This is a genomic window from Caballeronia sp. LjRoot31 (genome assembly GCF_964253885.1).
Classification (GTDB): domain Bacteria; phylum Pseudomonadota; class Gammaproteobacteria; order Burkholderiales; family Burkholderiaceae; genus Caballeronia.
The window spans coordinates 1,762,324-1,788,705 of record NZ_CAXURX020000002.1; the positions used below are offsets into that span (position 1 = coordinate 1,762,324).

The window sequence follows — 26,382 nt, forward strand, 5'->3', positions numbered from 1 at the left end:
CCATGAGAAGTCTTGTCGTAGGGGAATGGGAAGACGGCGCGATCGCCGATGCGACCTTGCGTGTAATCAGCGCGGCGAGTGAGCGTGGCGTACCGGTTGATGTGCTCACCTTTTCGCCTGCCATGGCGAATGCGGCTGCGTGCATTAACGGCGTCGGGCGCGTGTTGCTGGCATCGGACGACATACCCAATCCCGAAACACTTGCCGCGCTTCTTCAGCATATTGCTTCGGATTACTCGATGATTTATGCGAGCCACCGCACAGCGGGACGCGCGGCCCTTCCCCGAGCCGCTGCGTTGACCGGCAACGCGTTTGTTGCGGACATCACGCGCGTTGTGACGGCACAGCGTTTCGTGCGCGGTCTCTACGCAGGCAGCGTGGTCGCGACAATCGAGAGTACGAGCGCCACGCTCTTTGCCACCATCCGGACATCATCGTTCACGCCTGCTTGCGCGACCGGCGGCGCAGCTTTAATCGTAGCGCTCGATGCCATCACGCCGTTCACCGCAACCGTACTGACAGATCGGCAGGCCTCGGCGCAAGACGGGCGCGATCTGTCGAGCGCCCGCGTCGTAGTGGCGGGCGGACGAGGGCTGGCGTCGAAGGAAAACATGGACACGCTCGGCGTGTTGGCCCGCAACATGGGCGCCGCGCTCGGTGCGTCGCGTGCGGCAGTGGATGCAGGTTATGCGCCCAACGCCGCGCAGGTCGGGCAAACCGGCAAGACCGTGGCGCCTGAACTCTACCTCGCGTTCGGCATCTCCGGCGCAATCCAGCATCTGGCCGGGATGAAGGATTCGCAGATTATCGTAGCCGTGAACAAGGACCCTGATGCGCCAATTTTTTCGGTCGCGGACTACGGCATCGTAGGCGATCTTTTCGATGTCATGGGCGAACTCGATGCTCACGCGCGCGCAACAGGAGACGTCACATGAACGCAGTTTTCTCTGAAGAACGTTTCGAAGAACAAGCGTCGGTGCGCTTCTTCGATTGCTCGCGGATCGCGCCGGAGGCGTGGGCGAACGGTGCGGGCACGACCCGCACCATCGCGCGCGGAATGGACGGCGCATGGCGCGTAAGCCTTGCGGAATTGAGCGGCGCGGCGAAGTTCTCGCAGTTCGCGGGCTTCGATCGTACCCTGACCCTGCTCGACGATGAGACTGTCGATCTTCATTCGCAAGACGGCCAGTTAAACGCACGTGCAGGACAGCCGGTGCATTTTTCAGGCGACTTGCATGTATGGGTCACATTGCCCGCGCGTCCCGTCAACGTATTGAACGTCATGACGCGCCGCGACACCTGCGGCTCCCGCGTAAGCGTAGCGACGCATTCCGCGCGTATCACGTCCGCGTCATCGCAGATCCTGTTTTGCGTAGCCGGACAATGGTCGATAGAAAGCGCGTTGTTGCGCGACGTCTCGCTGCGTCCGCTCACGGGCATCTGGCTCGATGGCTTGCACGAAGACATCGATATGAAACCGTACGGTCCAAGTGCACAGCTTGTGTCGATTGCGATAGATCACGTACGCCATGGATAACCAAGCGCTCATCAAACAACACGGTCCCCGTGAATCCATGGAGTACGACGTCGTGATCGTGGGCGGCGGTCCTGCGGGGCTATCGGCGGCTATCCGGCTGAAGCAGCTTGCGCAGGAAAAAGGCGTGGAACTCGGCGTCTGCGTGCTGGAGAAAGGCTCCGAGATCGGTGCGCATATTCTCTCGGGTGCGGTGATGGACCCGCGGGGTTTAAGCGAATTGCTCCCCGACTGGAAGACCCAGGGCGCGCCGCTCGATGTGGAAGTCACCGAGGACCGGTTCCTGTTTTTGTCGAAGGACAGCGCAAAACAGGTGCCGAACTGGCTGCTTCCCGACAACTTCAAGAACCACGGCAACTATGTCGTGAGCCTGGCGAACGTCACGCGCTGGCTGGGGCAACAGGCCGAAGCGCTGGGCGTTGAAATCTTCCCGGGCTTTCCTGCGGCCGAAGTGCTCTACACCGAAGACGGCGCCGTGCGCGGCGTGGCGACCGGCAACATGGGTGTGGGCAAGGACGGCGAGCCGACCGGCAACTTCCAGCTCGGCATGGAATTGCACGCGAAGTACACGCTGTTCTGCGAAGGCGCACGCGGCAATCTGGGCCGTCAACTCACCGACAAATTCAAGCTCGGCCGCGACGCCGATCCGCAAGTCTATGGCCTCGGCATCAAGGAACTGTGGCAGATCGATCCCGCGAAACACAAGCCGGGCCTCGTGATTCACACGGCCGGCTGGCCGCTGGAAAACGATACCTACGGCGGCTCGTTCCTCTATCACATGGACGATAACCAGGTGATGGTGGGCTTTGTCGTCGGGCTGGGGTATTCGAATCCGTATCTATCGCCATTCGAAGAGTTCCAGCGCTACAAGACACATCCGGCGATCCGCACGTTCCTCGAAGGCGGCAAGCGGGTGTCGTATGGCGCGCGGGCGATCACGGCCGGTGGTTTGATGTCCTTGCCGAAGCTGGTGTTCCCGGGCGGAGCGCTGGCTGGCGATGATGCCGGGTTCCTGAATGCATCGCGGATCAAGGGCAGTCACGCCGCGATCAAGTCCGGCAAAATGGCCGCCGAAGCCGCGTTCGACGCCGTGCAAGCCGGTCGTCAAGCCGACGAACTGAGCGCCTACCCCGAAGCGTTTGATCGCTCATGGCTCAAGACCGAGCTATATCGTGCACGTAATTTCAAGCAGTGGATGAGCAAGGGCTTGTACCTGGGCACGTTGATGGTCGGGTTTGAGCAGAAGGTCTTGGGCGGCAATGTGCCGTGGACGCTGCATCACCAGCACGCGGATAACGAAACGCTTAAACCCGCGTCGCAATGCAAGCCGATCGTGTATCCGAAGCCAGATGGGAAGCTGACATTCGACCGGCTGGCGTCGGTGTTTATATCGAATACGAATCACGAGGAAAACCAGCCGGCGCATTTGACGCTCAAGGATGCATCGGTGCCGGTGGATGTGAATTTAAGGACCTATGCGGGACCGGAAGGACGGTATTGCCCGGCACAGGTATACGAGTTTGTGAAGAACGATGACGGCAGCGAGCGTTTGCAAATCAACGCGCAGAACTGCGTGCACTGCAAGACTTGCGATATCAAAGACCCGACGCAGAATATTGTGTGGGTCCCGCCGGAAGGTGGCGGTGGGCCGAATTATCCGAATATGTGAAGAGCCTAGGGGTTTGCGCGGCTCTGCTTGCCAGGCGTTAGCGGTCCACAGTCGGTCCACAGCCGGCCTACGGCACGCCGACCGCGACCGAGAGCCAGTGCGTCATCACCGACGGCTGGTAGGGCTTCTGCAGGAGCACCAGGGCGCCGTTTCCAACGGCCCTAGCCTGCAAGGAAGGCGTTGGATACGCGCTGATAAAGATGGTCACGGGCGCCTGGCCCTGCGCCACGAGACGCTCGTGCATTTCAACCCCTGACATGCCTGTCATGCGGATATCGGAAATCAGGCATGACGTGTCCACCGCCTCTCCCGATGCGAGAAACTCCTCTGCCGACTCGAACATGCGGGCTTCCCAACCCATCGAACGCACCAGGCTCCCTAGTGCGCGGCGAACAGCCTGGTCGTCGTCGACAATTGATATGACAGGCATTTTCTGCAAGACGCGGCCCTCGACCTCTCTCTCAAGGGATAACGGGCGGTGAAATTGCGCTCGTCCTTCTTGTGGTCTAAAGCCTACATTACAAACCCGGCCTTCGCGATGATACGAATGTATAACCGGGTTTAGCCGTGCAACGCTCTCCCAGTGGACCTCCGCTCTTCTTCTCTAGCCGACCGTGACGGAGGCCGGAAGCATGGCTGCGGGAAGGGAAAAGCTGAAGGTCGCCCCACCGTCCGGATTGTTGGCCGCCCAGATTTGGCCCCCATGTGATTCGATGATCGAACTGCAGATGGCCAGCCCCATCCCCATGCCCGTGCTTCGGGTTGTGAAGAAGGCATCGAAGAGGCGCGGCAGGTTCTGCTCGGAGATACCGGGACCGCTGTCGCGAACGGAGACCACCACATTGCCTTCGGGATCGGTTGTCGTGGCGATGACCATTTCGCGCTTGCCCGGGACCGCTGACATCGACTGCATGCCGTTGATGATGATATTGATGAGCACCTGCTGGAGCTGCACGCGGTCGGCCAGCACCGGGGGCAGCACGGGCGCGGGCAGCAGCACGAGCGAGCCCTCGTGGCGCTCCACTTCCGCCCGGATCAGCGCAGTGGATTCCCGGACGAGTTCGTTCATCTCGACCGCGGCGCGCGCGGGTGGCGAACCCTTCATGAGCATCCTCACGCGATGAACGATGTCGGCGGCACGATTGCCCTCATCGGTCATCTGCGTGACACAACCCTCGATCTCTTCCATATTGGGCGGTTGCCGCCGCAACCAGCGCAGGCACGCTTCTCCATTCGTGACAATGGCCGCCAGCGGCTGACCAACCTCATGAGCAATAGACGCGCTCAGCTCGCCGAGCGCCGAGATGCGGCTCGCGCGCGCGAGATCATTCTGGGCCTGCTGCAGTTGCGCTTCGGTTTGCCTCATGGCGGTTATGTCCATGACGGCACCGATGAACTGGCGTTTGTCCGCCTCGCCTTGCGCACCATGAGCGACGACATGCAGATACTTGATATGGCCATCGGGGAAAAGCAGCCGCAGCTGGATATCGAAATCGTCTGCCGCATTGCTGAGCTGGCTGAGCATCTGTTCGAAGATAGGCAGGTCTTCGGGATGTACGCGACGCCGCACCGTCTCGAGGGTCGGCGCACTCGCCGGGTCATGCTCGAAAATCTCGAATGCCTGCTCCGACCAGAATATTTCCCCGGTCGCCACGTTCCACCCAAAGCTCCCGGTACGGCTCAGCTTTTGCGCTTCAGCAAGATATTGCGCCTGGCTTTTACGCAGCAACTCCTCGGCGCGCTTGCGCTGCGTGATGTCATTGTTCGTTTCGAGCGTTGCGAGCGGCGCGCCATTTTCATCGTGCTGCAAGGTCCACCGGCTAGCCACGGTGACCTGGGTGCCGTCGCGTTTGGTGTGGACCAGTTCACCCTCCCAATGCCCCTCTTGCAGGAGCATCTGACCAATCTCTTCACGCGGTGCGGGGAATACAGTCTTGAGCAATTCGTGGGCGAGCTTGCCGGTCGCTTCAGCCTTGCTCCAGCCATACAGCACCTCCGCGGCGTGGTTCCAGTAGGCGATGACCTCGTCCTTGTCACGCACGAATACCGTGTCATGGGTCAGGTCAAGCAGGCGTGCCTGAGCACGCTGGGTCTGCTCCATGCGCCGCGAGCGCCGCACAAGCGAGGTAATGGCAAGCGACGTGACGAAGAAAGCCATCAGGGGAAAATAGTCCTGAAGCTTCTGGATCCGGAAACTGAAAATGGGCGGAGTAAAGAGCACGTTCAGCAACGACGCGCCCACAATGGAAAAGATAGCTGAAGAAACGAAGCTGTCCAGAAGCGACAACAGCACAATGGCGATCAACAGGCTGAAGCCCGTAGTGGCCAGATTCAGCTGGAAGTAGAAACAGACGGCAGCAATGATACCTAGCGCTACACAGCCGCCAATCCACAGCCGCACCAGATAACCGGGCGCGCTGCTCTTGTATGACGAACCGATTGTTCCCACTACGTCCCTCCCTACGGCGAGACCGCTGCGCCATGGCAGCGCGTAGCATCGGCATGCTGGAACCATGCCTTGAAGGTTGTGCGTGCTGCCGATTCTTTACGTGAGCGAAAGCTGACAGCCACTTTTCGATGCTTCCGTTTTCCTTGTCATCATATACGTCCGTATAAGGGCGGTGAAGATCCGACTAAGCGGTTCCCCTCAAAGCGCTCGATCTTTTGCGAAGCGTACCCAGATTGTGAGCTATACCGCCGTATATCGCGATTACGCTTTTCGAGGCATCGTCCTACCCGACCGTAGAATAGCTTCCCCCACCCGCGCTCACTACGCTTAAGTCATCGCGTTCTTGCGCTCGCCGGATGACAGCGAAGCACCCTCCCCGCGCACAAGCAACCTCATTGACCGTGCAGAACAGCGATTCGGCATGCCGGCACTTTTGCCCGCGCGTTGCCGCGCCCGACCGTTTTCCCTTTAACCGCATCTTCTGCCTCAAAGGAATTCACCGTGCCGCATGTTCTGCATACCTGGCTCTTCATTGGCGCTAACGCCTACGTCGAATACACCTTCGTTTCGTGGCTCAACAGAAGTGTCTACCGGCGCACCGTAGACCTGTCGGCCATCTGCATCCAATAGGCGTTTCGCGTCACGCCCCGTTGTTCGATAACCGCTCCGACTCTTACCCGATGAGAGGAAGATGATGTTGAACGCTGAACGCTATCGTGTGCCTGCCGAGCTCCTGTCCGAGACCGGCACGACCTACCCTTCCCCCGCCCTGCAAACACTGGCATCCACCGCCCCATCCCCAGCCGGTCCGGGCAGATCCGCGCAGCCGCGGCGGGAGAGTGACAGCATCGTGCCGACGGATTCAGACCCGTGGTCCCGGATGCTGCTCGCGTTGCTGCAATTTTCCGACCCGCCCGACGAGTTCCCCGAGGAGCTCGTACGTCCTCGGTTCCCGCGGCCGGCAGTGAGCTCACGGGCGGGCCGTCGCGAGCTTCGTACCTTCACCGTGACAGTCCTCGAACAACTGGCGAACTCGCTCGTGGCGTTGTCGTGGCACGACCCTACGCTCTGTAACTATGAAGAACAAATCTGGTCGCAGACTCTCTCGCGCCGGTCCGGACGGTGCGCGCTCTCCGGCATGCACATCAGCAAGGGCGACTCGGTGTACAGGCCCAAAACGCGAGGCGGCGTGGCACCCCTGAACGGCGACGCAATGATTCTCGCGTCGGCGCTGCGCAAGATTCGCGACGGCTTACCGGATCCGCAACCGGGGCTGCCAGCAGCTGCGGTCAGGCCCCGGGTCATAAAGAGGTAGAAGCAGAGGTAGAAGCAAAGGCAGAGGCAGAGGCGCAGTTGGATTGTCGCTCCAGAATCGCCAAAGCGTCTCCCGCATCAGTATTTATTCGGCAAGGGACCGCGGTCATACTCGGGTCAAGCTTGGGTGAATGGCTGATCGTACTTTCCTGATGCCGCCGTATGACACCCGGGCATTTCCAACCTTGACCGGGCAATGGCGATGCTGACACGACAGGCGATTCACTCAGGTGCTTATCTCGAGAACTTCGAGTCCCTGCCGAATCTTTGGACGCAGGAGCGAATCGAGCGCTCTCTCACCGACACCATGAAGCTGCGCCCCAAGGACGCGGAGGACGTGTGGATTTTCGCGTACGGCTCGCTCATGTGGAACCCGTTGGTGGACTTCGATAAGCGCCAGGTCGCGACGCTGCACGACTGGCATCGCAGTTTCTGCCTTCGGATGGTCGCTGGTCGCGCCAGCCCCGAGATGCCCGGGCGGATGCTCGCGCTCGAGGCCGGAGGGCATGCCCACGGCGTGGCTTTGAGGCTGCCCCGGGCGACGACCGATGAAGAGCTGCGAGTCGTGTGGATTCGCGAGATGGTATTGGGTTCCTACGCGCCAACGTGGGCACCCGTCACGCTTGACGACGGCACCGAGACCCACGCAATTGCGTTTGTGGCTGACACACATCGCGAGCAATACGAAGCTGATTCGCGTGTGTCGACGGTGGCGCCGCTCGTGGCAACTACCGCGGGCAAGTTTGGCAGCAACGCCGAGTATGTGTTCAAGCTACATGCCGCGCTTAAGCAGTGCAGCCTCCACGACCCGTACATAGAAGCGCTCGCCGGTGAGATTCAGCGCCTCTCCCGCCGGGCGCCAGGTGAACTGTCAGGCGCCCCTGAATGACGCGTCGCGGGCGCCCAGGCCGGTGCCCCTTGCAGAGACTCAAACACAATGGACAAACTTCAGGCGATGCAGGTCTTCACCCGCGTGGTCGACACCAACAGCTTCTCTGGTGCCGCTGACTCCCTGCACATGACGCGCTCGTCAGTCACCACCATCATCCAGAACCTCGAGGCCTACCTCAAGGTACGGCTTCTGAACCGGACCACCCGCCGCATCAGCGTGACGCCGGATGGCGCCGCGTATTACGAACGCTGCTCGCGGATTCTCGCGGAGGTCGAAGACTCGGAGAGCTCGTTCTCCACAACGGCCAGCCCCAGGGGCAAACTCAAGGTGGATATGCCAGGCTCGATCGGCCGGCTTATCGTCGTACCCGCGCTGGATGACTTCCACGCCCGGTACCCTGACATCGACCTGATGCTCGGCGTGGGCGACAAGGCCGTGGACCTCGTGCAGGACAGTGTGGACTGCGCGATTCGCATGGGTCCGATGCAGGACTCCACGCTCGTTGCACGGCGGGTAGGGGTCTCGGAATTCGTGACCGTCGCAAGCCCCGACTATCTTGCGCGCAACGGCGAACCCAAGACACTCGCCGACCTTGATCGTCATATTGCGGTGAACTACTTCTCCAGCCGCAACGGCCGCATTGTAGAGATGGATTTTGTGGTCGACGGCAAGCCGGTCGAAATCCAGATTCGCTCAAGGCTCGCGGCCAACGACGGCGACGCGTATCTGCAATGCGGCTTGAAAGGACTCGGCATTATCCAGGTGCCGCACTTCCTGGCGCTTCCCCATCTCCAGTCCGGCACGCTGATCGAGGTGCTGGAGAAATGGCGGCCCATGCCCTTTCCTATTTCTGCGGTGTATCCGCAGAACCGCCATCTCTCGCCGCAAGTGCGGGTCTTTGTAGAGTGGATCGCGGAGCTCTTCGAGCAGTGCAAGATCCTGCGAGCCGACAACCCCCTGCCCCCGGGCCTCGCACAGTACCTGAAGCCGCGTCACCCTGCGCGAGTCGCCACGCCACGCAGTGAGGATGCAACGGCAGTGTGACCGGCGTCCGGCAGGTCCGCGCCGCTGACACCAGAGCGCGAGTCGATTCTTCGCAAGGCAAGGTAAGCACGGTTCAGCGACTGCGTGCGCGATGCCCGACGGACCTGTCACGCCCGAACCTTTAGCTCCCCTTTTGATAACAGAATTCGCTACGACCGAATTGTCTTGTCGAAAGTGAGACGTTTATCTCAACGAGGGTTATGTGGACAATCCGGTCTGCGAATAACGCTCACATCCCCCTCTAATTGAGAATGTCCACTCACCTCACATGAAAGCGAAGCTGGAATTATCCGACATCGGAATCGCGGGTCACGCGCAGCACATTACATTGCGCAGCTACCGGCCGATAACATCCGGCGCGCTTCCCATCGTGTTGTATTTCCACGGAGGGTGCTTCGTCAAGGGAAGCCTCGACGACGCGAACGAACCCGCTTCGTTTCTCGCGACCAGCACGCCGGCATGGGTTATTGCCGTGGGGTATTCGCTCGCACCCGCCTTCCCGTTTCCGGCCGCAACCGAGGATGCGTATCTCGCACTGGCGTGGGCCGCATCCAACGCACGTTCGTACGGCGCAGACGCCACGCGTCTTGCTGCGGTCGGCTATGACGCGGGAGGAAACATTGCGGCCGGCCTCGCCGCCATCGCACGCGACCGCGGTGTCCACAGGCTGGCGGCGCAAGCGCTTCTGGCGCCGCTGCTCGACCCGAGCATGACCCGGCTGATCGATAGCAAGGCCGCCTCCTCGAACGATGATTTCGATGCCGAGGCATGCGCGCGCTTTTATCGCGCCTATCTTCCCACCGCTTCGCAGCGTATCCATCCTTATGCAGCGCCACTCGAATCACGACGCCTCGGCACATTGCCGCCCACGTTGATCGCCAGCGCGGAAGCATCCCTGGTTCGTGCAGACGGCGAGACCTACGCAAGAGAGCTGATTGCGGCGGGCGTGCCGGTAGAGATGACACGGCATGGCGGCACCACCCATGGCGAACTCGTCTCGCACGCACCGGCACTGGCCGATGTTGCGGAGTTCTTGCGCAAGCGCCTCACCCCGTAGCGACATGCGCGGACATGAGCGGACGCAAGCGGACATGAGCGAAATTGTCGCCCTGGTGGATACAAAGAAACCACTGAAGCCTACTTTATAACCTCAAGCCCGGAAGCCATACTTCCGTCAACGCTACACACGCATCCGAGTCGCAGTGTTGTGACGGCTATGAGCCGAGCTGAATCCCGATGCGTTTTCCCGGATCACTTTGTATCTATAAGGAATACTACTTATGCTAACCCATCGCAAAAAACAGCTTACTGCCGCGCTCGGTGCCATTGCTTTAGTTGGCGCAATAGCGGGCGTTGGCTTCACCCACGGAATCAATTCAGGGCCGGTCGCTGCAGCTCAAGCGGCTGACACCCCGGCGCCGGCGGCCGAAGTCGATGTCGCCGCGGTTCTCTCCGAGACGATTACCGACTGGCAAAGCTATTCCGGCCGCCTGGAAGCGATCGACCATGTCGATGTGCGCCCGCTCGTGCCCGGCACTATCGTCGCCGTGCATTTCAAAGACGGCGCACTTGTGAAGAAGGGCGACCCGCTCTTTACGATCGATCCGCGCCCCTACGTTGCGGAAGTCGACCGCACAGCCGCGCAGCTAGCCGCTGCTCAGGCGCGGGCCACCTATACCTCGACTGACGCGGCGCGCGCTGACCGGCTGCTGGCGGATAACGCAATCGCCAAGCGCGACTACGACGAGAAACAAAACGCCTCGCGCGAAGCCGCGGCCGGTGTGAAAGCAGCGAAGGCGGCACTCGAAGCCGCGCAAGTCAATCTCAGCTACACCACGGTGAACGCGCCCGTATCCGGGCGCGTTTCGCGTGCCGAACTGACGGTGGGTAACGTGGTGTCGGCAGGCGCCAACGCCCCGCTGCTGACCACGCTCGTCTCCGTGTCGCCGATCTACGCATCGTTCGATGTCGATGAACAAACATACTTGCAATATCTCGGCCGTGACCGCAATGCCAAAGTGCCGGTCTCCCTGGGTCTTGCGAACGAAGACGGCTATTCGCGCCAGGGCACGGTCACATCAGTCGACAACCGGCTGGATACCTCGTCAGGCACCATCCGCGTGCGCGCCAGCATCGACAACGCCGACGGTTCGCTCGTTCCCGGCCTCTATGCACGCGTGAAGGTTGGCGGCGGTGAAGCGCACCCCGCCATCCTGATCGACGACGCGGCGGTCGGCACGGACCAGGCGAAGAAATACGTGCTGGTGGTCGATGGCGCGGGCAAGGTGCAATACCGTGAAGTCCGCCTGGGCGGCCTGCACGACAACCTTCGCGTGGTCATCTCGGGCTTGAAACCGGGTGAGCGCATTGTCGTGAACGGTCTTCAGCGCGCCCGGCCGAACGACACCGTGCGGGCCAACCTGGTCAACATGGCCGACGCCGCGAAGTCAGCCGCGTCAGCGACATAACAGGCTACGGAGAAGCTCATCATGAACATCTCAAAGTATTTCATCGACCGGCCCATCTTTGCGGGCGTGCTGTCGGTGGTGATCTTGCTGGCCGGCATTATCGCGCTGACGAAATTGCCAACGGCGGAGTACCCGGAAGTCGTGCCGCCTTCAGTGGTCGTCCGTGCGCAGTATCCGGGAGCCAACCCGAAGGTCATCGCGGAAACGGTTGCTTCGCCGATTGAAGAACAGATCAACGGCGTCGAAAACATGCTGTACATGCAGTCGCAGGCGAACAGCGACGGCAACATGACCACGACCGTTACGTTCAAGCTCGGCACGGATCCGGACAAGGCGCAGCAGCTCGTTCAGAACCGCGTCTCGCAGGCCATGCCGCGTTTGCCGGAGGACGTTCAGCGACTCGGGGTGACTACCGTCAAGTCGTCACCGACGCTGACCATGGGTGTGAACGTCGGCTCGCCGAACGGCCGCTACGATCTGAACTACCTGCGCAACTACGCGCTCATCAACATCAAGGACCGCCTTGCACAGGTTCCCGGTGTGGGTGAGGTCGTGATGTGGGGTGGTGGCGATTATTCGATGCGTGTCTGGCTCGACCCGACCAAGGTGGCCAGCCAGAACATGACCGCTACGGACATAGTCAAGGCGATCCGCGAGCAGAACGTCCAGGTTGCGGCCGGTATTGTCGGCGGCGCGCCGATGACCACGAACGTGCCGCTGCAGCTCAGCGTGAACGCGCAAGGCCGCCTGAAGACCGAAGACGAGTTCCGCAAGATTATCCTGAAGACATCGCCCGATGGTGCGGTGACGCATCTGAGCGATGTTGCCCGCGTGGAAATGGGCGCGGCGGACTATGCGCTGCGTGCGAGCCTCGACGGCAAGCCCGCCGTGCAGATCATTATCTTCCAGCAGCCGAACGCGAACTCTCTGCAGATCTCGACCGACGTGAGACGGATCACGGCGGAACTGCAAAAGGATATGCCGGACGACGTCAAGGCCGAGATTGTCTACGACCCGACGCAGTTCGTGCGCGAAAGTATCGACGCGGTGATCCACACGCTCTTCGAGGCGATCGTCCTCGTGGTGATCGTGGTGATCGTGTTCTTGCAGACGTGGCGCGCGTCGCTGATTCCGCTGCTCGCAGTGCCGGTGTCGATTGTCGGCACGTTCTCGCTGATGCTCGCGTTCGGCTTCTCGATCAACGCACTATCGCTCTTCGGGATGGTGCTTGCTATCGGGATCGTGGTCGACGACGCCATTGTGGTGGTCGAGAACGTGGAGCGGAACATTGCTGCCGGGCTCACGCCTCTGGAGGCATCGTATGAAGCAATGCGTGAAGTCAGCGGACCGATTGTCGCTATCGCGCTCACGCTGATTGCCGTCTTCGTGCCGCTCGCCTTCATGTCAGGCCTGACCGGTCAGTTCTATAAGCAGTTCGCGATGACCATCGCGATTTCAACGGTCATCTCCGCGTTCAATTCGCTCACGTTGTCGCCCGCGCTGTCCGCGCTGCTGCTGAAAAGCCACCACGCGCCGAAGGACTGGCTCACGCGGTTCATGGACCGCATCCTCGGACCGTTCTTCAACGTGTTCAACAAGGTCTTCAATCGCGGCTCGGAAGCCTACGGGCGTGGCGTGGGTGGCGTCATCAACCGCAAGTTTGCAATGATGGTGGTGTATGGCGTACTGCTCGGTGGCACGGTCCTTCTCGGCAAGATCGTGCCCGGTGGTTTCGTTCCCGCACAGGACAAGGATTACCTCGTGAGTATCCTGCAGTTGCCGAGCGGCGCATCACTCGACCGCACGGCGAAGGTCGTTCATCAGATGGGCGAGATTGCCCGCAAGCAACCGGGTGTCGAGCATACGCCGGAATTTCCAGGCCTCAACGTGACCGGCCTGATGAACTCATCGAGCAGCGGTCTCGTGTTTCCGGTGATGAGTCCATCCAAGCATCGCGGCAAGGACGAATCGGCGAATGCCATTGTCGGCAACCTGAACAAGGAATACGGCGGCATCAAGGACGCCATGATTGCGACGTTCCCGCCTCCGCCGGTTTCCGGCCTGGGCACGATCGGCGGCTTCAAGCTGCAGATCGAGGACCGCGGCGCGTTGGGTTACGAAGCGCTGAACAAGGCTACGCAAGCATTCCTCGCGGCCGCTGCGAAAGCGCCGGAACTTGGACCGTCGTTTTCAAGCTATCAGATCAACGTGCCGCAACTGAATGTGGAACTGGATCGTGAGAAGGCCAAGCAACTCGGCGTCAGCGTGACCGACGTGTTCGACACCATGCAGATCTACCTCGGCTCGCTGTACGTGAACGACTTCAACAAGTTCGGCCGGGTCTATCAGGTGCGCGCTCAAGCCGATGCGCCGTTCCGCGCAACGGCCGACAGCATCCTCGAGTTGAAGACGCGCAATGCCGCCGGCGACATGGTGCCGTTGTCGTCTCTCGTGAAGGTCACGCCGACCTTCGGCCCGGAAACCGTGATTCGCTACAACGGTTTCCTTGCAGCCGACATCAACGGTGGTCCGGCACCCGGCTATTCCTCCGGGCAGGCCATGGCCGCAGTCGAGCGCATTGCCGCACAGACGCTGCCGCGCGGCATCAAGTTCGAGTGGACCGACCTCACCTATCAGCAGATCCTCGCCGGCAATGCAGCGCTGTGGGTGTTCCCGATCAGCGTGCTGCTCGTGTTCCTGGTGCTCGCTGCAATGTACGAGAGCCTGACGTTGCCACTCGCAATCCTGCTGATCGTGCCAATGAGTATTCTGTCGGCGCTGTTCGGCGTGTGGCTAACACAAGGCGATAACAACATCTTCACGCAGATCGGCCTGATGGTACTCGTGGGGTTATCGGCGAAGAACGCGATCCTGATTGTCGAGTTCGCGCGCGAGCTGGAAATACAAGGCCGCACGATTGTCCAGGCTGCCATAGAAGCATGCCGCTTGAGGTTGCGCCCGATTCTCATGACGTCGATCGCTTTCATCATGGGCGTGATTCCTCTCGTGGTGTCGACGGGCGCGGGTTCGGAAATGCGTCGCGCCATGGGCATTGCCGTGTTCTTCGGCATGCTGGGCGTCACCCTGTTCGGTCTTCTGCTGACTCCCGTTTTCTACGTGCTTCTGCGTAAGCTCGCCGGGGGCAAGCAACTCAAGGACAAGCATGGCAAGCGCCCGCATATCCATGGCCCCCACGATCATGGTCCTGACGGCGGCGGCACGGGCGGCTCGCATGGCACGGCTGTGACGCCAACGCCCCTGCCCGAGATTCCCGAACCCGCACTGCAGGACTAAGGAGACCATCATGCATAGATTTCTTTCGATGAAAAAAGCCTTCACCGGCTCGGTCCTGCTGGGCGCGTTGCTGGTCCTCGCCGGCTGTTCGCTGGCTCCGACGTACGAGGTGCCGTCGACGCCTGCAATCGCGACGTTCAAGGAAGCGCCGCAAGCAGAATTGAAACCGGATGAGCGCGGTACGTGGAAGGTCGCGCAGCCGTCTGAAGAGGTAGCGCGCGGTCAATGGTGGACTGTCTTCCAGGACCCGAAGCTGAACAATCTGGAAGAGCAGGCGCTGGCGGCAAACCAGAACCTCGCAGCGGCGGCCGCACGCGTGAAGGAGGCCCGTGCGATGAACCAGGCGGCACGCGCGGGGTTCTTCCCGTCGCTGGACGCCGGCTTCGGTCCAACGCGGCAGAAGGTATCCGCTGCGTCGCTCTTCGAGCCGGACGGCACCAACGTGCCGCAGCAGACCCTCTGGCGCGCACAGGCGAGCGTGTCGTATGAGGTGGACCTGTTCGGTCGCGTCACGTCGACGGTCGATGCGTCGAAGGCCGACATGCAGCAGAGCGAAGCCCTCTTCCGCTCGGTGCAGTTGGCGCTTCAGGCGGACGTCGCGCAGAACTACTTCGCGCTGCGTGAACTGGACGCGGAGAGCCAGGTGTTTGCGTCGGCGGTCGACTTGCGGGAGCAGGCACTCAAGCTGGTTCAGCGCCGCTACACCGAAGGGGAGATTACCGAACTCGATGTGTCACGTGCGCAGTCCGAGTTGGCAACGGCCCGCTCGGACGCGATGACGGTCCAGCGCTTGCGGGCGACATCCGAACACAGCCTCGCCGTGCTGCTTGGCAAGGCCCCTGCGGAGTTCTCGATGGCCGCTGATCCACTCAAGCCGGTGACCCTGCGTATACCGCCTGGTTTGCCGTCGTCGCTGCTCGAGCGTCGACCGGATATCGCCGCCGCCGAGCGTGCGATGGCCGCGGCGAATGCCAGGGTTGGTGTGGCGAAGGCCGCGTTCTTCCCGTCCCTCACGCTCACGGGCGCGGGCGGTTTCGAGTCAGCGACAATCGGTGATCTGTTCAAATGGAGCAGCCGTGCGTTCCTGCTTGGGCCGCTTGCGGGCACGTCGCTCAACATCCCGATCTTCGATGGCGGCCGCCGCAAGGGCAACCTCGCGAACGCGCGCGCCGTTTATGACGAGGACGTGGCGAACTACCGTCAGCAGGTGCTGACTGCGTTCCGCGAAGTGGAAGACAACCTGTCCGATATGCGCATTCTCGAGGACCAGACAAAGACGCAAGCAGAAGCCGTCAATGCCTCGGCTCGCGCGGCGCAGTTATCGCGGACGCAGTACACGGAAGGTGCGGTCAACTACCTCGACGTAATAGACGCCGAGCGTACGGTGCTGCAGTCCCGTCGCGCCGCGGTGCAGTTACAGGGCGTGCAGGCTGCGGCGACGGTCAACCTTATCCGCGCGCTGGGTGGCGGATGGGGCGATGCAATGGCCGCCACCGATGTTCCGTCGCTCGCCCAGAAGTAGTAGTGGACGTGATGTCATTGAGCAAACCGAGCGCCCATCCGGAGTATCGGATGGGCGCTCGGTCACTTGAAGTATCGGGAGTAGAGAGATGAAGATTCAAATGCCTCACCAGAGCCTGACAACGCCGCTTCACTGGCTTCATCGTGCGATCTGCCGACAGGTGAGAAGCCGGCTTCGCATCGGCTCCCTTGCGCTGGCGCAGGCACGAGTCCTGAAGGTCGCCATTGCGCTCTTTGCGGCCGTCACGAGCGCAATCGGGCGTACATGACCGCTTTAGTTACACAGAGTGCGTCCGCGAATCGGACAAAGTTCAAGTGGGGATAGCTGCGTACCGCCGCAATTTAATCGGGACTCCGCTTGATGAGAGCGAAGTCCCTGGCCCAGGGTGTGGCAACATCGAGGAGATAGGGTTGGGCATAGATTACCCGCGGCGCGTTGCGCGTTAAAGCCCTTATCGGCGAAAAGTCTTTTCGCTCTTTTTGAACAGAGATCGCGCCCTCCTGATCATGCTGCGCGAGAGCTTGCGACAGCGGTCTTATCCCGCGGTTTGCTGCAGCGTTTCCGCCAGATGATTCACGACCGCGCGGGTCTTGGCTGCCATCTTCTGACCGAGAGAAATGATCGCGTGCACCGGTGGTCCATCGACGTCTGCTTCCGGAAGCAAATGAACCAGCTTGCCCGACTTGACGTACGGCAAAGCCACCCGGTCCAGGATCTGCGTGATCCCGAAACCGGTCACCGAAGCTTCCACCAGGGCCTGACCATCGGCAAGCACAAGTATGGGCACGGGGGACAGTTCGCGCACGGTGTCGCCGTGCCGGACCGTCCACCCACGCAAACGCCCGGTTGGTCCCCGGAAGACTATAGCGTCGTGGCTGGCCAGATCCGCCAGCGTCTTCACGTCGCCGCTACGCTGCAGATATGCAGGAGACGCGTAAAGTCCGAGCCGCAAATCACACAGCTTGCGTACGGTCAGCTCACTGTCCTCCGGGAGTGCGCCTATGCGCACGACAACGTCCCAGCCCTCGCCGATGGGGTCGGACATCCGGTCGGTCAGCGCTATCTCCAGCGTAAGCTTGGGATGCTTCGCGCGAAGATCGATGAAGCTCGGCAGCAGCAGTCGCCCGAAACCCGCCGGCAAGTCTATTTTCACGCGGCCCACAGGCTCGGAGCGCCTTGAAGCGAGTTGCTGCTCGGCTTCGCGAAGGCCGCACAGTGCTTGCTGTGCGGCAAGCAGGTAGGTCTCGCCGTCTTCGGTCAGCCGCACGGCGCGCGTCGTGCGCTGGAAGAGCCGGGTGCCGAGCCGGGCCTCGAGACGCTGCACGGCCTTGCCGACGTTGGACTTGCTGCTGCCGATCTCTTCTGCAGCGCGGGTAAAGCTGCCGCTCTGCGCGACCGCCACAAAAACCGCGATCTCGGCCATGGGTGCATCGACGCGCTCACTCATCACTTAACCCGCTTAGAAAAGTTGAAAAATAATAACCTGATTAGTGGCAGACATCTTGCCGGTTGCTCAAGATAAAAGGGCCGCCTCACCCTGAGACGGCCCCTCAACTCGTGCAACGTGGAATCTGTCAGGCGTTCACCGCTACATCGACAACAGCTTTCTTTTCGGAATTTGTGTTTGCATCCGGTTCGTCGTCCTGCGCCGGCGTGCGGCTCAGAAAGGCAAACGTAGTGAACGCGGAGAGCAGCGTGATAACAATCAGTACGTGCAGCAGGCTCGTGAACGCGTCCGCGTAGCTTGTCGAGAGTGCGTGACGGCTGACTTCAGGCGGAAATCCGTCGCATGGCGGGTCCGGACTTCGCTGTCTCGCTGCGTATCTCACAGTGGAAGGTTCAGGACTTCCAAGCGAAGAACTTCAACACGCCGGCGGAACTCGAAGAATTCGCCCGCATCATGGTCGATGCAGGCGTAGACGTTTTTCATTGCTCGACGCGCCGCTTCTGGGACACCGAGTTCGAGTCGGACCAGAACCTGACTGCCTGGACGAAGAAGCTCTCGGACAAGCCGACTATCACGGTTGGCTCCGTCGGTATGACAGGCGAGCACATTGACACGCTCATGGGCGAAGGTAGCAACGTGGCTTCGCTTGACCATTTGCTGCAACTGATGGACCGCGGTGATTTTGACCTCGTTGCGGTCGGACGCGGCATGCTGGTCGATGCCGACTGGGCCAACAAGGTTCGCGAAGGCCGTATCGATCAACTGAACAACTGGAACCCGGACGTACTGAAGTCGTTGGCGTAAAGCGCTATATGAATTGCAGCCTTCGCAGATTCAATCCTGCCGGCGTAAACCGCAGACGGGTACCCAATCCACGATTGGGTACCCGTCTTTAACTACGCCTTTCTTCCCACCCATACTTTCGTTCTTCGGCAGACTTCGCTCTAGAAATTGAAGTTGTCGATATTCGAAGAATCAAACGTGGTCGGCGGTCCAAGCACGACTTCGCCACTCTTGCCCACCGTGCGCTTGCCCAGCTTGCCTGCGTCGAAGCTGTCGCCTTCCTTGCCCGTGATCGTGCCTGAAGCAAGATTAGCCGCCGCGTACGCCGCGAGGTAGCCGAGTTGACCCGGGTCCCACAACTGGAACGCCTTCACCGTGCCGTTCTTGATGAACGCGCGCATCTGGTTCGGCGTGCCGAGTCCGGTGACCATGACCTTGCCCTTGGCCGGCGACGTCGAGATATAACGCGCCGCCGCTGCAATGCCCACGGTCGTGGGGGAAATGATGCCCTTCAGGTTCGGATACGCCTGCAACAGACCCTGCGTTTCAACAAACGATTTCTGGTCGTCGTCGTTACCGTAGGCAATCTTCACCAGCTTCATCTTCGAATATTCCGGCTTCTTCAGTTCCTCCTCCATCCACTTGATCCAGGTGTTCTGGTTCGTGGCGTTCGGCGTAGCCGAGAGAATCGCGAACTCACCCTCACCGCCAATCAGCTTCGACATCAACTGCACCTGCCCCCGTCCGATCCCTTCCGAGTTCGCCTGATTGACGAAAATCTGGCGGCCGTCGGGCGCGGTATCCGAGTCGAACGTGACGACCTTCACGCCCTGCGCCATCGCTTTCTTCAGGTACGGAACAACCGCGTTGGCATCGTTCGCGGCAATCACGATCGCATCCTGGCGCTGCGTGATCAGCGTGTTGATGTACTGAACTTGCGACGACGCACCCGCATCCGACGGCCCGACCACCTTGCCCTGGCCGCCCATCTCCTTGATCGCCGCCAAACCGCCGTCATCGGCAATCACTTCGTACGGGTTGTTGATCTGCTTGGGCAGGAACGCTATTTTCAGGTCTTTTTTCAAGTCCGCGGCGTTCGCGCTGACCGGAATCAACGCCGCCGCGGACACCGCGATCAGCGCGGCGCATAACGCCGGACCGCGGATGGACTGGAAGGGTTTGAACATGCTTGTGTCTCCTGATGTCGCGCGCTGCTCCGGTTCAATGAATGGCCGGAGTCTTCACGCTGGTTTTAAAAAGCCAAGCTTCAGATAAGCGTCTGCGTCATCAAGCGCTTTTCGCGCATGACACGCCAACGTGCAACAAGATTCGGAATCAGCACCGACGACAACAACAAACCACCCGTCACAATGGTCAGCGTCTCGCTCGATACATCCGAGAGCGTCAACGCATTGCGCAACACGCCAATGATCAGCAACGACAGAAGTACGCCGATCATGGACCCGCGTCCGCCGAAAATACTCACGCCGCCGAACAGCACTGCCGCGATCACCGACAGTTCGAAGCCCTCGCCGTTGTCACCGCGAGCGCTGGTGAAGCGCAACGTGTAGACCACGCCCGCAAGCGCGCTCATCGCGCCGGACAGCATGAAAAGCTTGAGCTTCGTCCGCGCCACGTCGATGCCGGAAAACTGCGCGGCAACAGGATTCGCGCCGATCGCATAGAGGCTGCGTCCGAACGGCGTAGCTTGCAGCAGCACAGTGAAAACGACAGCCCCAATGATGACAAGGACAAACGGCATGGGCAGGAACGCCGCCACGGTATCCATCCCGAACGCTGTATAGGACGCGGGAAAATCCGCGACAGCCTGATCGCCGAGCAACACATACGCCAGGCCGCGAAACAACGCCAGAGTGCCGATGGTGACGGCCAGCGAGGGAAGATTGAAGCGCACGATCACCAGCCCGTTGAATAGGCCCGCAAGCGTTCCCGCGACCAATACAATGGCGATCACGAGCGGCATGGGCAGGCCCATGTGCCACAGCACGCCCATCAGCGCACTCGATGCACCGAGCACGGACGCCACCGACAAATCGATTTCAGCCGCGACAATGATCAATGTCATCGGCAAGGCGATCAGTGCGATCTCGGTGAAGTCGGCGAGCATGTTCGAGAGGTTGGCGCTCGAGAGGAACATGGGCGACAACACGCGCCCGAGGATCAGTCCCAGCACGAGCACGACCACCAGCATGGTTTCCCACGAGAGATGCCGGCGCCGGGTCATCGTCAATGCGGAATCGGGTTTAGCCATGATCGCGTTTCCTCATCATGCGGCGCGCGACCGAGCGCGCCAGCAATGTGTCGAGCGTGATCGCCGCGACAATCAGCGCTCCCTGAATGGCCTGCTGCCAGAATGGCGATACACGCAACACCACCAGCGCAATGTTGATCACGCCAAGCACGAGCGCACCGAGCGTCGCGCCGAGGATGGTGCCCACGCCGCCCGTGATCGCCACGCTGCCCACCACGGCTGCGGCCACCACCTGCAATTCGATACCCTTCGCCGTGCTCGCTTCGACCGTGCCGAAACGCGCCAGCCACAACACTCCCGCAAGGCCCGCGATCGCGCCGGACAACAGGAAGCCGATCATCACGCGGCGCTCTACGCGAATACCTGCAAGCCGTGCGGCTTCCGGGTTCGACCCGATCGCGTAATGCTCGCGTCCACCGCGATATTGCTTGAGATAGACGCCCATCGCGAACAACACGACCACCGCTATCAGCACGAGGTTCGGCAAACCGAGCAGCGAACCCGTCGCAATGCGCGAGAACGCATCCGGAAGGCTGGTCGCGTTGATCTGGCCGCCGTGGACCCAGGCGTAATCTGCGCCGCGCACTATATACAACGTCGACAAGGTCGCCACCAGCGAAGGCACGCGCCCGAACGTGATCAGCGTGCCGTTCACCGCGCCAATCGCAAGGCCAATGGTTATCCCCGCGAGCATCGCGACCGCGATCGGCATATGCGGGAACGTCACGAAGAGACTGCCGACCGAATACGCGCTGACACCCACAACGGACGCTACCGACAGATCGATATGCCGCATCAGCATCACGACGGTCATGCCCGCGGTGAGCAAGCCGATGATCGATACATTGAGCAGTACGTCGCGCAGATTCTGCAGGTTCAGGAACTCGGGTTTCACCGCAGCGGTAGCGGCGATCAGCGCAATTAGCACGACAAACAAGGTCGCCTCGCGGCTGCGAACAAGGTCCGCCAGCAGGTTGCGGCGTTTGGTTTTGGGCGCGTGCACGGCGGGCATGGCGGGGGAATGTCGTGTCATCATGCCGCCTTCCCCAACATGGACGACGATGCGCCGAGCGCGGCGCTCATCACGCGCTCTTCGTTTGCATCAGCGCGGGCGATGTCGGCGCTGATACGCCCTTCGTGCATGACAAGAATGCGGTCGGCCATGCCGAGCACTTCGGGCAGCTCGCTTGAAATCATCAGGACTGCCATGCCTTCGCGCACGAGTTCGGCGAGCGTTCTATACACCTCCGCCTTTGCGCCGACATCGATACCGCGAGTCGGTTCGTCGATGATCAGCACTTTAGGCCCTGTAGCCAGCCACTTTCCGAGCACGACCTTCTGCTGGTTGCCGCCCGACAGCGTGCCTACCGGCGCGTCCAGATCGCCCGCTTTGAGCCGCAGGCGTTTACCCCAGTCGGCCGCGAGCGCATTTTCACTGCGTGACGAGATCAGCCCGTGTTTGACCAGGCGTCCCAGTACCGTCAACGAAGCGTTGCGCGCAATGCTGAGTTCCAGCGCAAGACCTTGCGCACGGCGGTCCTCCGGCACCAGCGCGAGCCCCGCGCGGACTGCCGCTTGCGGCCGGCCGAGTTGCAAGGGCTTGCCCGCGATATGAACCTCGCCCGCATCCACCGGGTCGATGCCGAAGATCGCCCGCGCCACTTCGCTGCGGCCTGCGCCAACCAGCCCCGCCAGCGCCACGATCTCGCCTGCGCGAACCTCGAACGAGATGTTCTTGAACACGCCGTCGCGCGTCAGGTTACGAACGGACAGACGGACCTCGCCGGGCGCGACATCGGCTTTCGGATAGAAGGTATCCAGATCGCGCCCCACCATCTTGCTGACGATCGAATCAATGGTCATGTCGGCGGTCATGGCGTCGAAGACCTTCAGGCCGTCGCGCATGATCGTCAGGCGCTGCGTCAGCGCGAATACTTCATCCAGCCGGTGCGTGATGAAAAGAATGGCGGCGTCGCGTTCACGCAATGCGCGCACGATTGAGAACAAGCGCTCCACTTCAGTCAACGACAACGCCGCTGTCGGCTCGTCCATGATCAGCACATTCGCGTTCAGGGAAAGCGCTTTGGCGATCTCGACTACTTGCTGATCGGCGATGGACAAACCGCGCACCAGGCGTTCCGCACGCAGATTGACACCAAGCGATTGCAACAGCGCGTCCACTTCGCGATTCATTTCGTCATAGCGAATCCGGCCGATCCGGTCGCGCGGCTGACGTCCCATGTAGATGTTTTCCGCGATGGACAAATCCGCGAACAACGTAGGTTCCTGATAGATCACAGCGAGACCCGCGTCGCGCGCCTCAGCGGGATTCGCGAACGTACGCGCTTGCCCGTCGACCAGCAATTCGCCCGAGTCCGGCTGGTAAACACCCGCAAGCAGCTTGACGAGGGTCGACTTGCCTGCGCCGTTCTCGCCGAGCAACGCATGCACTTCACCCGGCCACATCGCGAGGCTGCCGTCACCGAGCGCACGCACGCGGCCAAACGACTTGCTCGCGTGCCTTAGCTCAAGCCGAGGCGGATTGTTATTGCCCATACCGTCTCCTTCAGATGCGATAAATACGTTCTGCGTTGCTTTTGAAAAGCGCGTCTTTTTCTATATCGCTCAGATCTTTTATGATCGACGCATACGCGTTCCACAACCCTTCATACGTGGCGAACAAACGGTCGACCGGAAAATTCGACGCGAACATCGCGCGCTCGCAACCGAAGGTGTCGATCGTCTCCAGCACATACGGGCGGAAACTTTCGACGCTCCATTGATGATCGAACATGGCGAGCCCGCTGATCTTCACCGCTACATTCGGACATGCAGCGAGCGCACGCAGCCCGTCACGCCATGCACGAAACCCTTCCACCGAAGAACGATCCACAAACATGCCGGCATGATTCACGATGAACTGCGTGTCGGGATGTTCGTGTGCAAGTTCAGCCGCTTCTTTCATCTGCGATGGGTAGAGCTGCAGGTCGAACGACATCGAATACTTCTTCAGCAAGGCGAAGTTCTTGCGCCATTGCGGTTCACGCATGTAGTGCCGGCCCACGTAGTCATAAAGTGGATTCGCATGAACGTTGAGTATCTGCCGAATACCACGCGTATTGGCGAATGCAGCGTGCCCTTCGAGCACTTCCTGAGCGTTGTCCGCCGACAGATCCGCGCCCGCCACGATCGCGTTTGGTAACCCGTGGCCCTCGTTATCGGCGACATGTTGCAGCCAGCGCGTTTCTTCCACCGGATCGGCGGGATCGTGATTGGCATCTACATGCACGAGTTTCAGCACCTGGATCGGCCCGGCGTCCCGCAACAAATCGCCGATCAGATAGTCATGCTTCAGCTCGCGCGCATCGCCGACGAACGACTTACCCGGGTTCGCCAACCATGGATAGTGATGCGTCTTCAGATCCCAAAGGTGAATGTGCGGATCGACAACCTGCATGGATATGTCCTCGTGCCGCAAAGGCTGAAGCAAAAGCGTCAGGGTAGATGGAAGACCGGCACGAGCGCGGCTTGCACCGGGGAGCGGTCAGGGTTTGTTTCCATCAGGTCGGCCATGCTGTCCCACCATTTGCGCATGATGGGCAGGTCGGGCAAGGCGTCCATGGTGTGGCCGCGCTCACGCTTGAGCGTGGCGAACAGGTGCCCGGTGGGTTCGTCGAGGAAAATCCAGTAATCGCGGACTCCGGCGTGACTTAACGCCTCGGCCAGCTCGGGCCATATGTCGCGATGACGCCGCTCGTATTCATCGCGCCGGCCCGGTTTGAGGGTCATCCTGAACGCAATCGTCTCCATTGCGGCTTGCCTTTTATGGTGTTGAAACCGGTTGAATCCCGGCTTTCGCGTTACGACTATAATTCGCCGACCGATAACATGACAATCCGAAGTCAGGATCAGCCGATCGCAAAACCGAATCGCTTAATGAACACACGATGGACGCCCGATGACCCAGAACGTCTCCCAGATTGCCCTCGTCAACCGCCTGAAATTCAAGCATCTCGCGCTGCTTGTTGCCCTCGATGACGCCCGCAACCTGCATCAGGCCGCCGAGACGATCAATGTCGCCCAGCCGAGCGCCAGCCGCATGCTGAGCGACATAGAAGAAGCGTTTGGCTTCCTTCTGTTCGAACGCAACGCGCGCGGCATGCAGCCCACGCCGCTCGGTGTCGCCACGCTCGCCTATGCGCGCCGGTCGCTTGCCGACCTTACGCGCTTCGCCGCCGACCTCGAAAGCAAGCGGCGCGGTGGTCATGGTCAGCTGACCGTCGGCGCGATCATGGGCGCGGCGCCCGACGTGCTCGCCATGGCCATCGCTGAACTGAAAAGCGAACGGCCGCTGCTCAACGTTCGTATTCTTGGCGAGACCAGCGACCAGGTGGTGCAATTGCTGCACCGCCGCGAAGTGGATCTCGCGCTCGGCCGTCTCACCACGCCGCTCCAGCATAACGACTTCGACTTCGAACCGCTCTCGCGCGAGGCCATGCGGCTGGTTGTGCGCGCCGCGCATCCGCTCGCCCACGAAACCACGCTCTCGCTCGACGCGCTGATCTCCTGGCCCTGGATCCTGCAACCGATCACCAGCCCGGCGCGCGCGTTGTTCGAAGAAGAGCTTGCGCGGGCCGGGCTTGCTTCGCCCTCCAACGTGGTCGAGTGCGCGTCGATTTTCGCTACGCTTCAGCTTCTGCAGAACAGCGACGCCGTCGCCATGCTGCCGGAGTCCGTCGTACGCGATTACCTGCGGGCGCATTTGCTGATCGAACTGCCCGTCGAGATCGGCAAAAGCCTCGCGGGCTTCGGCTTGTTGCGGCGCAAACATGAAACGCTCAGCGAACCTGCCGAATACTGCATCGCTTTACTACGCAAATACTCGGCCGGCTCGTTCACTGAAGGTTGACGAACAGGCCGCCATCCACCAGGAGCGACGCCCCCGTAACGTAACGCGCGCGATCCGATGCGAGAAACGTCACGCACTGCGCGACGTCGTCGGGTTCGCCCAGGCGTCCCAACGGAATGCGTTTTTCGAAGTACGCACGCTTCTCGGTATCGGCGAGATCTTCCGCGTTCAGGTCCGTTGCGATCGTGCCGGGCATCACCGAATTGCAGCGGATGCCGTAAGGCCCGAGCGCAATCGCGCATGATTGCATCAACGAATGAACGCCCGCCTTGGTCGGCGTGTAATGCGTCTGCATGCCCCCACCAACAAGCGCGCTGATCGAACTCGTCGCGACGATCGCGCCGCCGGTACCTTGCAGTTTCATCTGGTTGGCAACGGCCTGCGTCACATAAAACGCGCCGTTCAGATTGACGCCGATGGTCGCTTCGTACACCGACGCAGGCATGTCGAGGAACGAGTGAAATGGACAGATGCCGGCGTTGCTGGCGAGGACGTCGACATGACCGAACGCGTCAACTGCCTGTTTCACAAGCTCCAGTCCCGTCTCGCGTTGCGCCACGTTTCCTTCGACTGCGATCACTCGCCGGCCAAGCGCCTCTATCTCGCCAATCACCTCTTGCACGGCCGACAACCGTCCATACGAGCGGTCGTTGTCGCCCCAGTAGTTCAGTACGACGTCCGCGCCTTCCTTCGCGCACGCCACAGCAATCGCGCGGCCAATGCCTCGCGATCCGCCCGTGACAATCACCACTTTGTTGTCGAGCAGCACGGTTAAACCTCAGTGT

The 26,382-nt window shown here is 61.0% G+C and carries 23 protein-coding genes; 13 read left to right on the forward strand and 10 right to left on the reverse strand.

What is annotated here, in order from left to right; genetic code table 11:
• The first annotated feature begins 2 nt into the window (after positions 1–2).
• Genes ACSQ8V_RS26290 through ACSQ8V_RS26300 form a run of 3 tightly spaced genes read left to right on the forward strand, consistent with a single transcriptional unit; the run spans position 3 to position 3,203 of the window.
• Positions 3–935, forward strand: a complete 933-nt coding sequence (locus ACSQ8V_RS26290; RefSeq protein WP_436207640.1) for an electron transfer flavoprotein subunit alpha/FixB family protein — start codon at positions 3–5, stop codon at positions 933–935.
• Positions 932–1,537, forward strand: coding sequence for a HutD/Ves family protein (locus ACSQ8V_RS26295; RefSeq protein WP_436207641.1), 606 nt, complete (start codon positions 932–934; stop codon positions 1,535–1,537). Before ACSQ8V_RS26290 ends, ACSQ8V_RS26295 begins: the two co-directional genes overlap by 4 nt.
• Positions 1,530–3,203 carry an electron transfer flavoprotein-ubiquinone oxidoreductase gene (locus tag ACSQ8V_RS26300; RefSeq protein ID WP_436207642.1) on the forward strand — a complete coding sequence of 558 codons (1,674 nt, stop codon included), beginning with the start codon at positions 1,530–1,532 and terminating at the stop codon, positions 3,201–3,203. The genes ACSQ8V_RS26295 and ACSQ8V_RS26300 overlap by 8 nt, the downstream gene beginning before the upstream one ends.
• A 67-nt stretch (positions 3,204–3,270) precedes the next feature.
• Here ACSQ8V_RS26300 and ACSQ8V_RS26305 read toward each other — a convergent pair whose 3' ends face one another.
• Together ACSQ8V_RS26305 and ACSQ8V_RS26310 are read right to left on the reverse strand one after the other, a co-directional pair.
• The gene (locus tag ACSQ8V_RS26305) at positions 3,271–3,633 is read right to left on the reverse strand and encodes a response regulator transcription factor (RefSeq protein ID WP_213765647.1); all 363 of its coding nucleotides are present in this window, start codon (positions 3,631–3,633) and stop codon (positions 3,271–3,273) included.
• A gap of 174 nt (positions 3,634–3,807) precedes the next feature.
• Positions 3,808–5,652, reverse strand: coding sequence for an ATP-binding protein (locus ACSQ8V_RS26310; protein ID WP_436207643.1), 1,845 nt, complete (start codon positions 5,650–5,652; stop codon positions 3,808–3,810).
• An 850-nt stretch (positions 5,653–6,502) separates the two neighbouring features.
• Here ACSQ8V_RS26310 and ACSQ8V_RS26315 point away from each other — a divergent pair.
• From ACSQ8V_RS26315 to ACSQ8V_RS26350, 8 genes are all read left to right on the forward strand, one after another.
• Positions 6,503–6,967, forward strand: a complete 465-nt coding sequence (locus ACSQ8V_RS26315; RefSeq protein WP_436207644.1) for a DUF3331 domain-containing protein — start codon at positions 6,503–6,505, stop codon at positions 6,965–6,967.
• A gap of 201 nt (positions 6,968–7,168) precedes the next feature.
• Positions 7,169–7,855: a gamma-glutamylcyclotransferase gene (locus ACSQ8V_RS26320; protein ID WP_213765645.1), complete on the forward strand. Its 687-nt coding sequence runs from the start codon at positions 7,169–7,171 to the stop codon at positions 7,853–7,855.
• Between the two features lie 48 nt (positions 7,856–7,903).
• On the forward strand, positions 7,904–8,902 hold the full coding sequence (locus ACSQ8V_RS26325) for a LysR family transcriptional regulator (protein ID WP_436184561.1): 999 nt from the start codon (positions 7,904–7,906) through the stop codon (positions 8,900–8,902).
• Positions 8,903–9,170: 268 nt separating this feature from the next.
• Positions 9,171–9,959 carry an alpha/beta hydrolase gene (locus tag ACSQ8V_RS26330; RefSeq protein ID WP_436207645.1) on the forward strand — a complete coding sequence of 263 codons (789 nt, stop codon included), beginning with the start codon at positions 9,171–9,173 and terminating at the stop codon, positions 9,957–9,959.
• A gap of 223 nt (positions 9,960–10,182) precedes the next feature.
• Positions 10,183–11,370, forward strand: a complete 1,188-nt coding sequence (locus ACSQ8V_RS26335; protein WP_436207646.1) for an efflux RND transporter periplasmic adaptor subunit — start codon at positions 10,183–10,185, stop codon at positions 11,368–11,370.
• A gap of 21 nt (positions 11,371–11,391) precedes the next feature.
• On the forward strand, positions 11,392–14,664 hold the full coding sequence (locus ACSQ8V_RS26340) for an efflux RND transporter permease subunit (protein ID WP_436207647.1): 3,273 nt from the start codon (positions 11,392–11,394) through the stop codon (positions 14,662–14,664).
• Positions 14,665–14,674: 10 nt separating this feature from the next.
• Positions 14,675–16,186, forward strand: a complete 1,512-nt coding sequence (locus ACSQ8V_RS26345) for an efflux transporter outer membrane subunit (RefSeq protein WP_436207648.1) — start codon at positions 14,675–14,677, stop codon at positions 16,184–16,186.
• Between the two features lie 88 nt (positions 16,187–16,274).
• Positions 16,275–16,454 (forward strand): hypothetical protein, encoded by a 180-nt coding sequence (locus tag ACSQ8V_RS26350; protein WP_436207649.1) that lies wholly within the window; start codon positions 16,275–16,277, stop codon positions 16,452–16,454.
• A 267-nt stretch (positions 16,455–16,721) separates the two neighbouring features.
• Here the strand turns inward: ACSQ8V_RS26350 and ACSQ8V_RS26355 are convergent, their stop codons facing one another.
• Positions 16,722–17,633 (reverse strand): LysR family transcriptional regulator, encoded by a 912-nt coding sequence (locus ACSQ8V_RS26355; protein WP_436207650.1) that lies wholly within the window; start codon positions 17,631–17,633, stop codon positions 16,722–16,724.
• Between the two features lie 342 nt (positions 17,634–17,975).
• On the opposite strand from ACSQ8V_RS26355, the gene ACSQ8V_RS26360 reads away from it, so the two are divergent.
• On the forward strand, positions 17,976–18,437 hold the full coding sequence (locus ACSQ8V_RS26360; protein ID WP_436207651.1) for a hypothetical protein: 462 nt from the start codon (positions 17,976–17,978) through the stop codon (positions 18,435–18,437).
• Between the two features lie 140 nt (positions 18,438–18,577).
• Here ACSQ8V_RS26360 and rhaS read toward each other — a convergent pair whose 3' ends face one another.
• From rhaS to rhaM, 6 genes are all read right to left on the reverse strand, one after another.
• Entirely contained in the window at positions 18,578–19,603 is a 1,026-nt protein-coding gene (gene rhaS, locus ACSQ8V_RS26365) for a rhamnose ABC transporter substrate-binding protein (protein WP_436207652.1), read from the reverse strand.
• 80 nt (positions 19,604–19,683) lie between these two features.
• Positions 19,684–20,688, reverse strand: coding sequence for an ABC transporter permease (locus ACSQ8V_RS26370; protein WP_213765636.1), 1,005 nt, complete (start codon positions 20,686–20,688; stop codon positions 19,684–19,686).
• Positions 20,681–21,721, reverse strand: a complete 1,041-nt coding sequence (locus tag ACSQ8V_RS26375) for an ABC transporter permease (protein ID WP_213765759.1) — start codon at positions 21,719–21,721, stop codon at positions 20,681–20,683. The genes ACSQ8V_RS26370 and ACSQ8V_RS26375 overlap by 8 nt, the downstream gene beginning before the upstream one ends.
• Positions 21,721–23,244 (reverse strand): sugar ABC transporter ATP-binding protein, encoded by a 1,524-nt coding sequence (locus ACSQ8V_RS26380; protein ID WP_436184570.1) that lies wholly within the window; start codon positions 23,242–23,244, stop codon positions 21,721–21,723. Before ACSQ8V_RS26380 ends, ACSQ8V_RS26375 begins: the two co-directional genes overlap by 1 nt.
• Positions 23,245–23,254: 10 nt before the next feature.
• A complete protein-coding gene (locus ACSQ8V_RS26385; RefSeq protein ID WP_436207653.1) occupies positions 23,255–24,145 on the reverse strand; it encodes an amidohydrolase family protein in 891 nt (296 codons plus the stop codon).
• A 38-nt stretch (positions 24,146–24,183) separates the two neighbouring features.
• Positions 24,184–24,498 carry an L-rhamnose mutarotase gene (rhaM, locus tag ACSQ8V_RS26390; protein WP_213765633.1) on the reverse strand — a complete coding sequence of 105 codons (315 nt, stop codon included), beginning with the start codon at positions 24,496–24,498 and terminating at the stop codon, positions 24,184–24,186.
• 148 nt (positions 24,499–24,646) lie between these two features.
• On the opposite strand from rhaM, the gene ACSQ8V_RS26395 reads away from it, so the two are divergent.
• On the forward strand, positions 24,647–25,597 hold the full coding sequence (locus ACSQ8V_RS26395) for a LysR family transcriptional regulator (protein WP_213765632.1): 951 nt from the start codon (positions 24,647–24,649) through the stop codon (positions 25,595–25,597).
• Here ACSQ8V_RS26395 and ACSQ8V_RS26400 read toward each other — a convergent pair.
• The gene (locus ACSQ8V_RS26400; protein WP_436207654.1) at positions 25,584–26,366 is read right to left on the reverse strand and encodes an SDR family NAD(P)-dependent oxidoreductase; all 783 of its coding nucleotides are present in this window, start codon (positions 26,364–26,366) and stop codon (positions 25,584–25,586) included. The two genes, ACSQ8V_RS26395 and ACSQ8V_RS26400, sit on opposite strands and share 14 nt — an antisense overlap.
• Positions 26,367–26,382: the final 16 nt, after the last annotated feature.